The organism is Alsobacter metallidurans (assembly GCF_014636935.1).
Classification (GTDB): Bacteria; Pseudomonadota; Alphaproteobacteria; order Rhizobiales; family Beijerinckiaceae; genus Alsobacter; species Alsobacter metallidurans.
Genome location: NZ_BMES01000001.1, coordinates 91,896 through 106,680 on the forward strand (window position 1 = coordinate 91,896; position 14,785 = coordinate 106,680).

At 70.0% G+C, this 14,785-nt stretch carries 9 protein-coding genes; 2 read left to right on the plus strand and 7 right to left on the minus strand.

Annotated features, from left to right (window positions below):
* Window positions 1–5: 5 nt before the first annotated feature.
* A complete protein-coding gene (locus IEV99_RS00370; protein WP_188517582.1) occupies window positions 6–5,207 on the minus strand; it encodes an alpha-2-macroglobulin family protein in 5,202 nt (1,733 codons plus the stop codon).
* A gap of 228 nt (window positions 5,208–5,435) precedes the next feature.
* Between IEV99_RS00370 and IEV99_RS00375 the strand changes: the two genes are divergently transcribed.
* Entirely contained in the window at window positions 5,436–6,881 is a 1,446-nt protein-coding gene (locus IEV99_RS00375; protein ID WP_188515760.1) for a peptidoglycan-binding protein, read from the plus strand.
* Window positions 6,882–7,022: 141 nt separating this feature from the next.
* Window positions 7,023–8,666, plus strand: coding sequence for a Na/Pi cotransporter family protein (locus IEV99_RS00380; protein WP_188515761.1), 1,644 nt, complete (start codon window positions 7,023–7,025; stop codon window positions 8,664–8,666).
* A 12-nt stretch (window positions 8,667–8,678) separates the two neighbouring features.
* Here IEV99_RS00380 and pcaDC read toward each other — a convergent pair whose 3' ends face one another.
* The 6 genes from pcaDC to IEV99_RS00410 form a co-directional block, all read right to left on the minus strand.
* Entirely contained in the window at window positions 8,679–9,884 is a 1,206-nt protein-coding gene (pcaDC, locus tag IEV99_RS00385; RefSeq protein WP_188515762.1) for a bifunctional 3-oxoadipate enol-lactonase/4-carboxymuconolactone decarboxylase PcaDC, read from the minus strand.
* Between the two features lie 52 nt (window positions 9,885–9,936).
* Window positions 9,937–11,304, minus strand: coding sequence for a class-II fumarase/aspartase family protein (locus IEV99_RS00390; RefSeq protein WP_188515763.1), 1,368 nt, complete (start codon window positions 11,302–11,304; stop codon window positions 9,937–9,939).
* A gap of 155 nt (window positions 11,305–11,459) precedes the next feature.
* Window positions 11,460–12,053 (minus strand): protocatechuate 3,4-dioxygenase subunit alpha, encoded by a 594-nt coding sequence (gene pcaG, locus IEV99_RS00395; RefSeq protein WP_188515764.1) that lies wholly within the window; start codon window positions 12,051–12,053, stop codon window positions 11,460–11,462.
* The gene (gene pcaH, locus IEV99_RS00400; RefSeq protein ID WP_188515765.1) at window positions 12,046–12,756 is read right to left on the minus strand and encodes a protocatechuate 3,4-dioxygenase subunit beta; all 711 of its coding nucleotides are present in this window, start codon (window positions 12,754–12,756) and stop codon (window positions 12,046–12,048) included. Before pcaH ends, pcaG begins: the two co-directional genes overlap by 8 nt.
* 57 nt (window positions 12,757–12,813) lie before the next feature.
* Complete coding sequence (pcaF, locus tag IEV99_RS00405) at window positions 12,814–14,013, minus strand: 3-oxoadipyl-CoA thiolase (RefSeq protein WP_188515766.1); 1,200 nt, start codon at window positions 14,011–14,013, stop codon at window positions 12,814–12,816.
* Complete coding sequence (locus tag IEV99_RS00410) at window positions 14,010–14,783, minus strand: CoA-transferase subunit beta (protein WP_188515767.1); 774 nt, start codon at window positions 14,781–14,783, stop codon at window positions 14,010–14,012. Before IEV99_RS00410 ends, pcaF begins: the two co-directional genes overlap by 4 nt.
* Between the last annotated feature and the right edge of the window lie 2 nt (window positions 14,784–14,785).

Sequence of the window (14,785 nt, forward strand, 5' to 3'; positions counted from 1 at the left end):
CCCCGTCACCGCGCCGGCGTCACCTCGACCGACCCATAGGCGGTGCGGCCGAAGCGGTCGGGGCGGTACATGTCCTCTACGGTGGCGGGCGGGTGCACGTAGCGCCCGGGCGACACGGCGCGCACCATATAGGCCAGCGTGAAGAAGGCCGACTGCCCGGGTTCGCGGTCCAGCGCCGCCACGAAGCGGTCGTCGCGATATTCGGCCGCGACGGGCTCGATCTCGCGTTTCAGCCAGGGCAGGCCCTGCAGGGCGTCGGCGTCCATCAGCTTGGGATTGTCGATCTCCAGCCCGGCCGGCAGCATATCGACGAGTAGCAGGCGCGCGTATTTCGCCTCCGGCTCCGTCACTTTCAGCACCACGACCAAACGATCGTTCTGCCGGATCGTGGTGGGCTCCACCTTGGTCCCGTCGAGCTTGTAGTAGGAGCGCTCCACCGCGTAGCCCTGGCTGGCGGCCGGCTCCGGCGTGGTGGGCACGCCCGACAAGGTCAGCACGACCTGTGAGGCGACCTGCCCGGCGTTGGCCACCGTCACGGGGCGCCCTTCCAGCGCGTCGCCCTTCCAGCTGCGGAACAGGGCCCCGGACTGCGGCGCGCCATCAACGGTCAGCCTCAGCGCCTCCGCCTGGGACGAGAGCCCTTCGGCGGCCAGCACCATCCAGGCGTTCTCCTGCGTGCTCGTGTAGGAAACGCCGTTGCGCGCTTCCTCGACCACCACGCTCGCGCGCTGCAGCAAGTCCCGGCCCTGGTTGGCTTCCGCCGCCAGCGCCAGCACGCCCGCGCCGTCGCGCAGGCGCGAGCCGTAGTCCGGCCGCGAGAAGCGGTCGTCCTTCACGGCCCGGATCTTGTCGAGCGCCGACGCGAAGGCGGTCTGCGCCCGGCCGCGGTCGCCCAGCAACGCCAGCGCGGCCGCCACCTGGGCGCGCGAGAGCGCCGACCCGAAAGCGTTCAGCTTCGTATCCGCGAGGTACCGCAGGTCGCCCATCACGGGCCGCCCGTTGCGCGCCAGCACGTAGATCGCATAGGCGAGCTCCTGCCCCTTGCCCTCCTGCACCTCGGTGGCGTTCGCGACCGTGTTGCGCAGGCGGTCGAGCGCGCTGTCGAGCGCCCGCTGCGGCACCGCGAAGCCGCGCTCGCGCGCCCGCGTGAGGAAGTCCGTCACATAGGCGTCGAGCCAGGCGTCATCCGAGCCGCCGACGGTCCATAGGCCGAACGCGCCATTGGAGTCCTGGCGCGACAGCACCCGGTCGATCGCGTCGCGGATGCGGTCGTCGACCTTGTCGTCGAGCGCTAGCGCCTCCGTGCGCGCGAGCTTGTTGACGTAGAGCAGCGGCATGGCGCGGCTCACGGTCTGCTCCGAGCAGCCATAGGGGTAGCGGTCCAGCGCGTGCAGCAGCGCCGGAACGTCGATCGCGCCGGCCGGCGACACCGCCATCGAAACCGAGGCCGTGCCGGGCACGAAGTCGGCCACGAGATCGCTGGACGCCGTGATGCTCGACCCGGGCGGCAGTGCGCGCACCATGCGCCGATACACCGTCGAGGAGCCGGGCTGGACGCGCAGCGCGAAGCTCTGTGTCGCGTCGACGCCGGGCCCGGTCAGCCGCAGGTCGACGCCCGTCATGCCAACGCCCGCGGCCGTGACCGGGATCGTGACGCTGGCCTTGCCGTTGGCCTCGAGCCGCACGGTGGAGCGCGTCGACGCGGCCGGGATCACGAGGGGCCCGCGCACGTCGAGGTCCACCGCGTAATCGCCCGCCGGACCCTCGACATTGTCGATCTGCATGAAAAAGCGGGACTGGTCGCCGAGGTTCAGGAAGCGCGGCAGCGTGCCGGTCGCCACCACGGGATCGCGCACGATCACGTCCTGCGTGGCCGCGCCGACGCGGCCTTTGCTCCATCCCACGGCTGTCACCCGCACGGTTCCGTTAAAGCCCGGGATCTCGAACGAAACCTTCGCGGTCCCGTCCGGGCCGACCTTCACGACGCCCGAATAGCGCGACACCGGCTCCTGCGCGGGCGGGTTGGCGTCGCCCGACAGCGCAGCCGCGTCGCCGCCGGACCGAATGGCGCCGCGCGTGCCCTGCATGCCGTCGATCAGGAATCCGTAGAGGTCGCGGATCTCGGTCGCGAGTTGGCGCTGGCCGAAGAAGAAGTCGTAGGGCTTGGGAGCCTCGAAACGGGTCAGGTTCAGGATGCCGACATCCACGGCCGCGACCGTCACGAAGGCGTCCTCGCCGGCCTGCAGGCCCGCGAGGCGGATCGGGATCTTCATGGACTGCCGCGGCCGCATCTTCTCGGGCGCGCCGAGCGACACGCCGATCGAGCGCGCGTCCTTGTCGAGCGCGAACCACGCGACCCCGAGCGCCCGCCCGGGCAGCCGCTTGGCGGCCGTGTCGAGCGGCCGGTGCGCCAGCGCCACCACATAGGCGCCCGCGCCCCAATCGGCCTTCACGGGAATCGAGATGCTGTTCTCGCCGGGCTTCACGTCCACGACCTGCAGGTCGTGCACCGTGTCGCCCACGATCGCCACCGTGGCCTTGCCGGCAAAGCGGGGCGCGAGTTTGAGGTTCATCGTTTCGCCGGCCCGGTAGGACGGCTTGTCGAGCGACACCTCGAGCATGTCGGGCGTTTCGGCCGTGGCGTCGCCCGACCAGCCGACCGTGAAGGTCACGCTGGTGTCGCCGCCTTCGCCGCCCGTCCGTAGGTCGAGCCGGTAGGTGCCCCACTGCACCGGGATCGAGAGGCGTGCCGGCGCATCGGCCGCCACGTCGATGGCGCCGTCCGAGATGCGTCGGGCAGACTTGATGGTCTCGAAGGTCCAGCGCCCGTCCTGGTTGAACCATTGGTAGCGGCGCTCGACCTTCTGCAACGTCCACGGCAGAGCCTTGCGCGCCAGCTTCTGGCCGTCCGGGCCCGCATAGACGACGTCGAAGGTCGCAGGCGCGCCCTCGGCGAGATCGCCGAACAGCTTCTTCACCGCCGCAACCGGGCCTTTCGGCCGGATCGGGATCGTGACCGACCGCTCGATCGCGCGTCCGCCCGTTTCGCCGACCCGCAGCGTGATCCTGGCCTGGACAGGGCGGGGCGCGGCCGGGTCCGGCAGCGTCATCACGACGGCGGCGTGGCCCTGCGCGTCCGTGCTGGCGCTTTCTTCAAGTGAGCCCGTGACGGTCTCGAACGCCTCGTCCTGAAGGCCCACCACATAGCCGTCGAGACCCGGCAGCGGCGCGCCCTCTAGCGGCTGGATGGCGAACTCGCCGCTGACGTCCAGCCCGGAGCCGGGCGCGCCATAGAGGTAGCGGGCCGAAAGGTCGATCTGGGCGGGCTCACCGGCCCGCAGGCTGGGTTGTTTCGGCTTCAGGTCGAGCTCGAGCCGCTCGGGCACGTAATCCTCGACCAGGAAGCTGACCTCGCCGAGCGCCGGGGCCTTCGGGTCCGCATAGGCCTGCACGCGCCAGGCGCCCCGGGCCGCGCCGGGCAGCAGCGGCAACGAGAAGGCCCGGCCGCCGAGGCCCTGATCCTCCACCACGGCGCGCCGATACTCCACGCCGTCCGGCCGCTTGGCCACGAGGGTGAGAGGCAAGCTCGTGATGGCGACGCCCTTGAGGTCACGCAGGAGGGCGGTGACGTTCACGGTCTCGCCCGACCGGTAGACGCCGCGCTCCGTGTACAACATGGCGTCGAGCGCCTTTGGGGCGACGCGGCCTTTCACGCCGCGGTCCGACAGGTCAAAGGCCGCCTGGCCGAGATCCAGGAAGCCGTAGTCGCCTTTGAGGTCGGCCGTGACGAGGCCGGGCGCGAGGCCGCCGGTCCCGCGCGCGAGGCCGGGATCGAACCGCACATAGCCGGCCGCATCCGTCGATTTGGTCGCCAGCACCTCATTGTTGCGCGCGATCAGCCGCAGCTCGACGCTAGCGAGCGGCTCGGCGCTCGCAAGCGAGCGGACCAGCACGTGCACCCCGTCGTCGCCCGCCATGGCGGTGAGGCCGAGGTCGGACACCACGAACCACTGCGTGGCCCGCATGCCATAGTCGTCATCGTCCGACGCCGAGGCCGAGCGTTCTCCACCCGGGCGCGCCGTCATGATGTAGACGCCGGGTTCGAGCTTGCCGACCGCCTCCATCACCGGAAAGGCCGTGACGACGTCGCGGTTCAGGTCCTGCTTTGTGTCGAGCGTTCCCGACCAGATCTTGACGCCCTGCTCCTCGGCCAGCTGCTTGGCCTTGTAGCCGCCGACCTGGGACATGAAGTCCTCGGACCGCACCGTGGGCAGGAGATTGCGGTCGCCCACGCGCGCGATAGCGACCTCGACCTTCGCGGTGTTCACCGAAACGACCGGGATACCTTCCTGGCCGACGCGCGGCAGCACGTAGTTCTTGCCCGTGAAGCGCACCTGGGCGGAGCGGTCGCGAACATAAACTTCGTAGTCCATGCCCTTGAGCAGGCTTTCGCCGACATTGGACGGCAGACCTTGGCGCAGCACGAAGGCGTAGCGCTCGCCGTGCTTCAGCCCGTCCACGCACAGTTGCTGGTCCTCAGCCGTCACGGCCGCGTTGGCGCTGCCCGAAACAGCCACGAAGGGTGTGAAATCGACCTTGCCGCGCGCCAGCGGGTCCGAGAACTGGAAGCACACGCGGGGCGCCGAGGAATCGCTGTCAACCTTGTAGTCCAGCACTCGGAAGCCGTGCTTCTCGCGCAGGTCCTCGTAGATCGGCCGCACGCGCGCGTTATCGGCGAGCTGGAGGCTGGTCCGATAGGCGTCCAGCGCCGGGCGCCAGATCTCGCGCAGCGCGAAGGCTTCGCCGAGCACTGCCAGGGCCGAAGCTTCGTCCGCCCGCGTGGCGGCGCGTTGGTAGGCCGCATAGGCGGCCAGCGTCGCGCGCTCCTGAAGGCGCCAGCGCTCGGTGGCGTCCTTGGGGGCCACCGCGAGGGCCGTCCGCGCGAAAGCGAGCCAGCTGGCGAAGTCACGCCCGTCGAGCGCGATCGCCTGCCCAACGAGCCCAAGGGCCCGCCGGGCGTCTCCGCGCCCGACCAGCCCGACCGCCTCGCGGCGCAGCGCATCCGTCTGCTTGCCCTGTGCGGCCGCGCCGGCGTCCTTTCGCAGCTGTTCCTCCAGCCGCACGCCGTCGCTCGCCAAGTCCTCCCGGTTGAAGCTCTTGGCCGGCGTCTGCGACTGTGCGGCCGCTAGCATGCCGAACATCGCCATAACCAGAGCCAGGGCTTTCAGAACGACGCGCATGGGTTTGATCTCCGGTCGGCGAACCGCAACCGTAGCATTCCGTGATCGGGCCGCAATGTGCGCGATGGCGCCTCGTTGACGGGCGGATGTCGGCAGAAGCACGGTTGGCGCAGCGCTCTCGACGCAAGGGCGGCGCTGCGCGAGAGTGAACGCACGCTCGCCGAGCTCAAGCCGACGCGCCAAGGAGATTAACGCATGGTCAGCCGGTTCAACGCCGTGACGCGGACGATCATCGCCGTGGCGGTCGCGACGTGCCTCGCGGCTGCGTCGGATGCCGGCGGCGCATCGGCCCAAACCGCGCCCGCCGCCAAGGTCGATCCGATCTTTGAGGCCGCGCGCGCCCATTTCGACGGATTGCCGGAAAGCGAGCGCAAAGCCATCCAGGAGGCGCTCATCTGGACGGGAGACTTCTCGGGCGCGGGAACCGGCGGATACGGCCCGCTGACCCACAGGGGCGTGCTCGCCTTTCAGAAGCGCCAGAACGCGCCGGCGGATGGCATTTTGCAGGCTCGAGACCGCGCCGCCTTGGAGGCGGCGGCCGCCAGGGCGAAGCAGGCCGTGGCGTTCGTGCGGGTGACGGAGCCGCGCAGCGGCGTGCGCGTCGGCGTGCCGCAGCGGCTGTTCGACAAGCCGCCTGCGCCCGTGCCGGGCGGGATGCGCTACACGGCCACGAACGGAACCCTGCTCGAGTTAACCAGTCAGGCTGGCGGCGACGCCGATCTGCCGGCGCTGTTTGACCGATACAAGGCTGATGGGGCTGGCCGGCGCGTCACCTACAAGGTGCTGCGGCCCGATTGGTTCGTGGTCGCGGCCGAGTTCGACGGGCGCAAGACCTACACGCGCCTTTCGGCCGGCCCCGGCGGCCTGCGCGGCTTCACGTTCACTTATCCGGCCTCGGCTCCCGATCTCGACCGCATGGTGATCGCCATCGCGAACAGCTTCGAGGCGTTTCCGGCCCCGACGCCCGCCGTCGCGGCAGTCCAACCCGGCCTTCCGGCCGCGAAGGCGCCGCCGGCGAGTCCGCCGGCCGCGGCGCCAGTTCCCGCCGGACCCACCCTGGCCGGTACCGCCTGGGCGGTTGCCCTCGGCAAAGCGGTGACAACGGCCGTGCTGGCCGGCTGCTCCGCCGTGACGGTCGACCGCAAGCCGGCCAGGATCGCGGCCAATGACGTGGCGACCGGCCTGACGTTGCTGGACGCGTCAGGTCTGCGGCCTGCCGGGCTCGCCTTTGTGTCCGCCCTGCCGGGTGACGGCGCCGCGCTGGTCGCGGTCGGCTTCGCGGCGGTGCCCGAAATCCAGCTCACGACCGCCCCCGCCGAAGCGCGGGCGCCGCAGGGAAGCGATGCCCTGCGGGTCTTTGCGCCCATTCAGAAGGGCGCGGCCGGAACGGCGCTGTTTGATCGGCAGGGTCGCCTTGCCGGGCTGGTCCTGGGCTCAGCCCCCGAGCCCAGGCTGGTGGCCGGCGTGGCTCCGGCTGCGAGCTGGCCGACGGTCGGCGGAGCCGCCGTCGCAAAGTTCCTGTCGGGCCATGGCGTAAGCGTGCCGGCCGGGGCGGGCGCGCCCGAGCCGATGAGCGTCGGCCAGATCGCCGCCTCAGCCAAGGGCGCCGCGTCGTCGGTGGAGTGCCAGAGAGCGCCTTGACCATCAGCGGCGACCGATCTGCACAAGGGAACCGCCCGTCCGGCCTGCCGTTGAGGCGCCGTCATGGTGTTTCCGGTATATTCATTCCGTCGAGCGTCATAATGTAACGCTGTTTCCGCCAACCCCGTGCGAGGCCCCCCGATGTCCGCCACGCAGGTCATCATCCATCTCTTTGGCGATATCGCGCTGCTCCTGTGGGGCATCCACATGGTGCATAGCGGCGTCATGCGGGCGTTCGGCAGCGAACTGCGTCGCGCGCTCGGCGCGGGCCTAAGGTCGCGCGCCAGCGCGTTCATGGCCGGCGTGGGCGTCACGGCGGTTCTGCAGAGCAGCACCGCCACGGCCTTGATGGCGACCTCGTTCACGGCAGAAGGCGTCGTCGCACTGGCGCCCGCCATGGCGCTGATGTTGGGCGCCAATGTCGGCACCACGTTGATCGTTCAAGCGTTTTCGTTCGATATCAGCCTCGTCTACCCGGTGCTGATCTTCGGCGGCGTCGTGGCGTTCAGAAAGGGTGGACGCACCAAGACGCGCGACCTCGGCCGCGTCGCGATCGGGCTCGGCCTGATGCTGCTGTCACTGCACCTCCTCACCGAGGCGATCCGTCCGATCGAGAGCGCGCCCGCGATGCGCGACCTGCTCCAGGCCCTGACGCGGGAGCCGGTTCTGAATCTTGCGCTCGCCGCCATTATCACCTGGGCGGCGCATTCCAGCGTCGCCATCGTGCTGTTCGTGATGTCCCTCGCCACCGTGGGGGTGCTGTCGCCCACGGCCGCGCTCGCGATGGTGCTCGGCGCAAACCTGGGCAGCGCGCTCAACCCGCTGATGGAAGGCTCGGGCGGAGATCCGCGGCGTCTGCGGCTGCCGCTCGGCAACCTCATCAACCGCGCGATCGGCTGCTTGATCGCGCTGCCGCTGCTGCCCGAGATCGCGTCCTGGCTCGCCGTGCTGGATCCCTCTCCGGCCCGGATGGCGGCGCTGTTTCACATGGCGTTCAACGTCGTGCTGGCGCTCGCCGCCATGCCGTTGCTCGGACCGTTCTCGAGGCTGCTGACGCGGTTGCTGCCGCAGACGATCAAGGCCAATGACCCGGGCGCGCCGCAGTATCTCGACGCCACCGCGCTGGAGACACCCAGCGTCGCGCTCTCCAATGCGGCGCGCGAGTCCTTGCGCATGGCAGACGTGGTCGAGGCCATGTTGCGCGGCTCGCAGGACCTGATCCACAGCCTCGACCGCAAGCGGGTAGCCGAGATCGGCCGGCTGGACGACATCGTCGACCGCCTCCATGGCGAGATCGAGCGCTATCTCACGGCGATCAGCCGCGAGGCGTCCAGCGAAGTCGAGACGCGCCGCCTGGCCGAGATCCTCGGCTTCACGATCAACCTCGAGCACATCGGCGACATCGTCGACAAGAACCTCAAGGAACTTGGGGCCAAATGCATCAAGAACCGGCTCAAGCTCTCGGGCGAGGGTCTGGCCGAGATCGACTCCATGCACCAGCGCCTGATCGACCACATGCAGCTCGCCATCGCGGTGTTCATGGGCGGCGACGTGAACGCGGCGCGCCGGCTCGTCGCCGAAAAGGAGCAGTTCCGCGAGTTGGAGCGCATCGCGACCGAGCGCCACTTCGAGCGCGTGCGCGACGGCGACACGGCCTCCATAGAGACCAGCGCGATCCAGCTCGACATTGTGCGCGACCTGAAGCGCATCGAGGCCCATATTGCGGCCTCCGCCTACCCACTGCTGGAGCAGAGCGGCGTGCTGCGGCAAAGCCGGCTCAGGTAGAAAGGCGGCGGCTCAGAGTTCGGCCCGCCACGGCTCCACGGCGTCGATCTCCGGCCCGAGCACGTCCTTGACCCACCGGAACGCCGCATTGGCGGCCGGCACGCCCGCATAGATGGCGGTCTGCAGCAACAGCGAGCGCAGCTCCTCCAGCGAGACGCCGTTCTTGAGCGCCGGGCGGACATGCAGCTTGAACTCCTCCTCGCGGTGCAGCGCCACCATCATGGCGAGCGTCACGCAAGAGCGCGTCTTCCACGGCAGAGTCGGGTCCCCCCAAACCTCGCCCCAGGCCGTGCGGGTGATGAAGTCCTGCCATGGCGCCGCGAACGGGCCCGCGCCCGCAAGCGAGCGTTGCACGTGGTCGACCCCCAGCACGGCCTTGCGGTTCGAAAGGCCGCGCTGGAACGCCGCATCCGCATGGACGGAGGGCGACCCTGCCTGCGCGGCGAGGAACTCGCCCAGCAGCGCGTTGACGTCGCCAGGCTGTTCGGCGGCGAGCAGGTGCGCGGCGTCGGCCACGATCTCCAGGCGCGCGCCCGGAATGGCGGCCGCGAGCTCCTGCCCCATGGCGGGCGTCGTCACCGGATCGTCAGCCCCCGCGATCACGAGCGTCGGCGCCGTAATGGAGCCGAGCCCCGGCCGCAGGTCCATGTCCCGGATGGCCCGGCAGCAGGCCGCATAGCCCTTGGCGTCGACGCCGAGCACCATTTTGGTAAAAAAGGCGAGCCGGGCCGGGTCGCGCTCCGCGAAGGCGGGCGTGAACCAGCGGCCGAGCAGCGGGCCGGCGATCGCCGCCATGCCGTCGCGCAGCACGGCCTGCGCGCGCGTCTCCCAGGTCTCGGGCGGCGGCAAGGCGGGCGCGGTGGCCATCAGCACCAGGCTCCTGACCTTGGCGGGATGCCGGATCGCGAGATTCTGCGCCGTCATGCCGCCGAGCGACAGCCCGACCACGTGCGCGGCCGCGATCCCGAGCGCGTCGAGGAGCCCGGCCAGGTCGTCGCAGAGCGTGTCGATGGTTGCGGGCGCGTCGGAGGCGGGCGAGCGCCCGTGCCCGCGCGTGTCGTAGCGGATCACGCGGTAGCGCCCCGCAAAGGCGCGGGCCTGCGCCTCCCACATCTCCAGCGTGGTTCCGAGCGAGTTGGAGAACACCACCGGCGGTGCCTCGCGCGGGCCGGTCTCATCAAAAAACAGGGTGGTCCCGTTGACGTCGATCAGCGGCATGGCGGTAGTCCCGATTGAATGAGCCGATCGGTTTCCCGATCGCGGTTTGGGGTTAAGACGCCAGCGCGTCCTGGACGGGTTGCGCGGCCGCGACGGCGCGATCCACGAAGCGCGCGGCCGCGTTTATGGACGGCGCCGGATCGAACGCCCTGGCGAGCGCCGCGCGGTCGAAGCTGGCGGGCAGGTCGGGAAGGCTGTCGATCACGTCCCGCAGCGATCGCCCGGACGTCCGGACGGCGCCTGCGGCCTCCTCGACGAGGTGGTGCGCCGCTGCGCGCCCGAGCGCCGGCGTCAGCGCGGACGCCGCCGCATCGGCGAACAGGAGTCCCTGCGTGAGGTCGACGTTGCGGCGCATGCGATCGGCGTCGATCTCGAGTCCCTCGGCGAGCCGCCGCGCTTCCGCGAGCGCCCCGGAGGCGAGCCCAAACAATTGTGGCAGCGCGTGCCATTCGGCGTGCCAGGCTCCAGCGGGCCGTTCGTGCGCGCCCGTCATGGCGGTGAGCAACGTGGAAGCGAGCCCCGGCGCCGCGCCGGCTGCCGCGAGCATCACCGTCGAGGAGACCGGATTGCGCTTGTGCGGCATGGCCGAGGAGCCGCCGCGCCCGGGCGTGTAAGGTTCGGCGACTTCGCCGATCTCCGTGGAGGCGAGGCTGGCCACGTCCGTGGCCATTTTGCCCAGGGCGCCGATCAGCATGGCGAGCCAGATCCCGACCTCCACGACGGCGCTCCGCCGCGTGTGCCACGCCAGTGGCGGAGCCCCAAGGCTCAGCTCGGCCGCGAACGCGTCCTGCACGGCCGGCCCGTGCTCGCGCAATCCCGCCAGCGTGCCGACCGGCCCGCTGAGCGAGGCCAGCAAAGTCCGCGTGCGGATGTCGGGCAGCCGCCCGCCAACGTCCGCGAGGCCAGCCAGCCAGCCCGCCGCCTTGAAGCCGAAGCTCACCGGCGCGGCGTGCTGCCCATAGGTGCGGCCCACGCACAGCGTCGTCCGGTGCCGCCGCGCCAGGGCGGACAATCCCGCCAGGGTGGGTGCGAGGTCACGACGCAAAGCCTCGAGCGCGTCGCGCATCTGCAACGCCAGGGCGGTGTCGACGATGTCTTGCGTAGTGGAGCCCTTGTGAAAGGCGCTTTCCAACTCAGGCGGCAGCCGCTTCTGCACGGCCTTCACGAACGGTATCGTCGGGACGCCCGCCAATGCGGTGTCGACACCCAGTTGCCGCAGGTCGAGGCTGCCCGGTTCGATCGCCTCGATGGCGGCCGCCAAAGCCTCCGGCGCGAGGCCAAAACGCGCCTCGGCCCGCGCCAGCGCGGCCTCGGCCCGCAGCATCGCGGCGACCCGCGCCTCGTCCGAAAAGATCGCCCGCATTCGCTCGGTGGCGAAGAGCGGCCCCGTGAGGGCGGAGTCAAGCGCTGAGAAGGTCATCGCGATCGTGTTCCGGACAAACAGCTTCCACCATCTCACATCTGCGGCGTCACGCGAGTGCGACGCATCCGGAACCCTCTCCGGGCGGAGCGCGCGAGGAGGGCGGCCGAGCATCGCCGACGCTGGATTTGTCTCGACGCCCTCTCTGCGCCCGCTTAGGCCTCGAAAAACACCGTTTCGCCCTCGCCCTGCAGGCGAATGTCGAACCGGTAGGTCGGCTCGGCTTCCCCCGCCAGCCGCCGGGCGATCAGCGTCCGGCGCGCCTCCTCGTCGGGAACCAGCGCCAGGATTGGGTCGGCCGCGTTTGCGGACTCATCCTCGAAATAGATGCGTGTATAGAGGTGCTTCAGCATGCCGCGCGCGAACACCGTGACGGCGATGTGAGGCGCCTGCGGCTTGCCGTTCGGGCCGGGAACCTGGCCCGGCTTCACGGTCGTGAACGCGTACATGCCGTCGGGGGTGGTGGGCGCTCGGCCGAAGCCGGCGAAACCGGAATTGCCCCGCGCGCGGTCGTCGGCCGGGTGGGCGTAGCGGCCCTCCGGGTCGGCTTGCCAGATCTCGATCATGGCGTCGCCGATGCCGACGCCGTCGCCGTCCAGCACTTGCCCGACCACGCGGATGCGGTCGCCGCCGATAGCCGGGGTGGTGAGGTCCGCCGAGAAGATCTCGCGCGTGTCGTAGTCCTTCGGCGTCAGGCAATAAGCGAAATAGGGGCCGACCGTCTGCGACGGGGTAATGCCGTCAGTCATCGTGCGGCTCCTCCATGGGGGTGGCGTTGCGGCCGCGCAGCACGATGTCGAACACGAAGCCCAGCGCCCATTCGGGCTGCGTGGTGTCGAGATCGAACCGCGACACCATGCGGTTGCGCGCCCGCTCGTCCGTCACCGAGTTGAAGATCGGGTCGAACGGGAAGAGAGGGTCGCCCGGGAAATACATCTGCGTCACGAGACGCGACAGGTAGGACGGGCCAAACAGCGAAAAGTGGATATGCGCCGGCCGCCAGGCGTTGTGGTGGTTACGCCAGGGGTAAGCGCCCGGCCTGATGGTGACGAAGCGGTAGCGGCCCTCGTCATCCGTCACGACCCGGCCTGCGCCGGTGAAGTTGGGGTCGAGCGGCGCCGGGTGCTGGTCGGCGACATGCACGTACCGCCCGGCCGCGTTGGCCTGCCAGACTTCCAGCAGCGTGTTGGGGACGGGCCGGCCATCCTCGTCCAGCACGCGGCCGGACACGATGATCCGCTCGCCCAGCGGCTCTCCGGCGTGCTGCAGCGTCAGGTCGGCGTCTTCCGGCCGCACGATTTCGTGGCCGTAGACTGGCCCGGTCACTTCCGAAAGCGTGTGCGGCAGGATCACGAGCGGGCGCTTGGGATGGCGCTTGGCGGTGCTGCGATAGCCCTCGAATGAATTGGAGGGATGCGCCAGCGCGCTCTCCCGCGGGTAGATCAGGCCCATGTCGGTCCTCCTGGCTGTTGTTCGGCTTGGAGTTCGCTCAGCCGGGGGAGCTCAAGGTCAGATGCGTTCCACGGCGAGCGCCACGCCTTGGCCCACGCCGACGCAGAGTGTCGCGAGGCCGAGCTTGCCGCCGGTCTTGTCGAGATGATGCGCCAGCGTCATGGCCAGCCGCGCGCCGGACATGCCGAGCGGGTGGCCGAGCGCGATGGCGCCGCCATTGGGGTTCACGTGGTCGGCGGCGTCCGGCAAGCCAAGCCCGCGCAGCACCGCGAGGGACTGGCTCGCAAAAGCCTCGTTGAGCTCCACGGCGTCGAAGTCCGACACTTTGAAGCCCAGCCGCTCGCAGAGTTTCTGCACGGCCGGGACCGGCCCGACGCCCATGATGCGCGGCGCAACGCCGGCGGTCGCCATGCCGAGAACGCGGACGCGCGGGTGCAGGCCGTGCTTGCGGACCGCCTCCGTGGAGGCGAGCAGCATCGCGCACGCCCCGTCGTTGACCCCGGATGCGTTGCCGGCCGTCACGGTGCCGTCGAGGCGGACGATGGGCTTCAGCTTGGCGAGCGCGTCGGCGGTCGTTTCGCGCGGATGCTCGTCCGTGTCGACCGTGATCGGCCCGGCCTTGCCGCCGGGCGTCTCGACGGCGACGATCTCTTCGGCGAAGAACGCCTTGGACCGGGCGGCGCGCTGCTGGCTGCGTAGCGCGAAGGCGTCCTGGTCTTCGCGCGAGACCTGAAAGTCCTGCGCGACGTTTTCGCCCGTCTGGGGCATCGAATCCGTGCCGTATTTCGCCTTCATGGCGTTGTTGACGAAGCGCCAGCCGATGGTTGTATCGAAGATCTCGGCGGTTCGGCCGAAAGCCTGGTCGGACTTGCCCATCACGAAGGGCGCGCGGGTCATGCTCTCGACTCCGCCCGCGATGGCGAACTCCATCTCGCCGGCCCGGATGGCGCGAGCGGCCGATCCCACGGCGTCGAGCCCGGAGGCGCAGAGCCGGTTCAGCGTCGTGCCCGGAACCTCCTGCGGCAGGCCCGCAAGCAGCGCCGCCATGCGGGCGACGTTGCGGTTGTCCTCGCCGGCCTGGTTGGCGCAGCCAAGAAACACTTCGTCCACCTGACCCCAGTCGGCTTCCTTGTTCCGCTCCATCAGGGCGCGAAGGGGCGTCGCCGCCAGATCATCGGTCCGTACTTTCGCCAGACCGCCGCCGTAGCGGCCGATGGGCGTGCGAACGGCGTCGCACAGAAAGACGTCGCGGTTCATCTCGATCCTCCATGCGCCTTCTTGGTGCGGGCCTGGATGTCGCGCAGTACTTCGAGCTCCTGCGCGGTCGGGGGCGGGGTCTCGCCGACGTTTGAAGCATAGCGCACCGGCCACCCGGTGTTCTCGGCGATCTTCTCACGCGTGACGCCGGGGTGGATGGACACCACGGTCATTTCCTTGGTGTCGTCGTCGGGCTCGAAGACACACAGGTCCGTCATCAACCGGCTTGGCCCCTTGGTCTTGACCCCCATGGCGCGGCGTTCGCGGCCCGTGCGTCCATGCCCCATGGAGGTGATGAACTCCAGTTCGCCTACGAAGGAGCGCGGCGATTGCGCCATTGTGATGAAGATCTCGCCGCAGTTCGTCGCGATCTCGGGAGCGCCGCCGCCGCCCGGCAGCCTCACCTGGGGGGCGTCATAGGGGCCCACCACGGTGGTGTTCAGGTTGGCGAAGCGGTCGATCTGGGCGCCGCCCAGGAAGCCGACCGTGATGCGTCCGCCCTGCAGCCAGTAGCGGAACATCTCCGGCACCGACACGGTGGTGAGCGCCGTGTCACAGAGCTCGCCGTCTCCAATGGAGAGCGGCAGCACGTTGGGACGCGTCGCCAGCGTGCCGCTCTCGTAGATAAGCGTGATCTGCGGGGCGTGGGTCAGCCGCGCGAGGTTGCAGGCAGCCGAGGGCGCGCCGATGCCGACAAAACACACGTCGTCGTTCTTCAGCGCGCGGGCGGCCGCGATGGTCATCATCTCGGTGGGGGTGTGGTTGGTCATGA

What these genes read in the sequence shown, in the direction of transcription:
- pcaF (WP_188515766.1), bottom strand. Translation starts at nt 14,013, where the DNA reads ATGAACCGCGACGTCTTTCTGTGCGACGCCGTTCGCACGCCCATCGGC.
- IEV99_RS00380 (WP_188515761.1), top strand. Translation starts at nt 7,023, where the DNA reads ATGTCCGCCACGCAGGTCATCATCCATCTCTTTGGCGATATCGCGCTG.
- pcaH (WP_188515765.1), bottom strand. Translation starts at nt 12,756, where the DNA reads ATGGGCCTGATCTACCCGCGGGAGAGCGCGCTGGCGCATCCCTCCAAT.
- IEV99_RS00410 (WP_188515767.1), bottom strand. Translation starts at nt 14,783, where the DNA reads ATGACCAACCACACCCCCACCGAGATGATGACCATCGCGGCCGCCCGC.
- IEV99_RS00390 (WP_188515763.1), bottom strand. Translation starts at nt 11,304, where the DNA reads ATGACCTTCTCAGCGCTTGACTCCGCCCTCACGGGGCCGCTCTTCGCC.
- IEV99_RS00370 (WP_188517582.1), bottom strand. Translation starts at nt 5,207, where the DNA reads ATGGCGATGTTCGGCATGCTAGCGGCCGCACAGTCGCAGACGCCGGCC.
- IEV99_RS00375 (WP_188515760.1), top strand. Translation starts at nt 5,436, where the DNA reads ATGGTCAGCCGGTTCAACGCCGTGACGCGGACGATCATCGCCGTGGCG.
- pcaDC (WP_188515762.1), bottom strand. Translation starts at nt 9,884, where the DNA reads ATGCCGCTGATCGACGTCAACGGGACCACCCTGTTTTTTGATGAGACC.
- pcaG (WP_188515764.1), bottom strand. Translation starts at nt 12,053, where the DNA reads ATGACTGACGGCATTACCCCGTCGCAGACGGTCGGCCCCTATTTCGCT.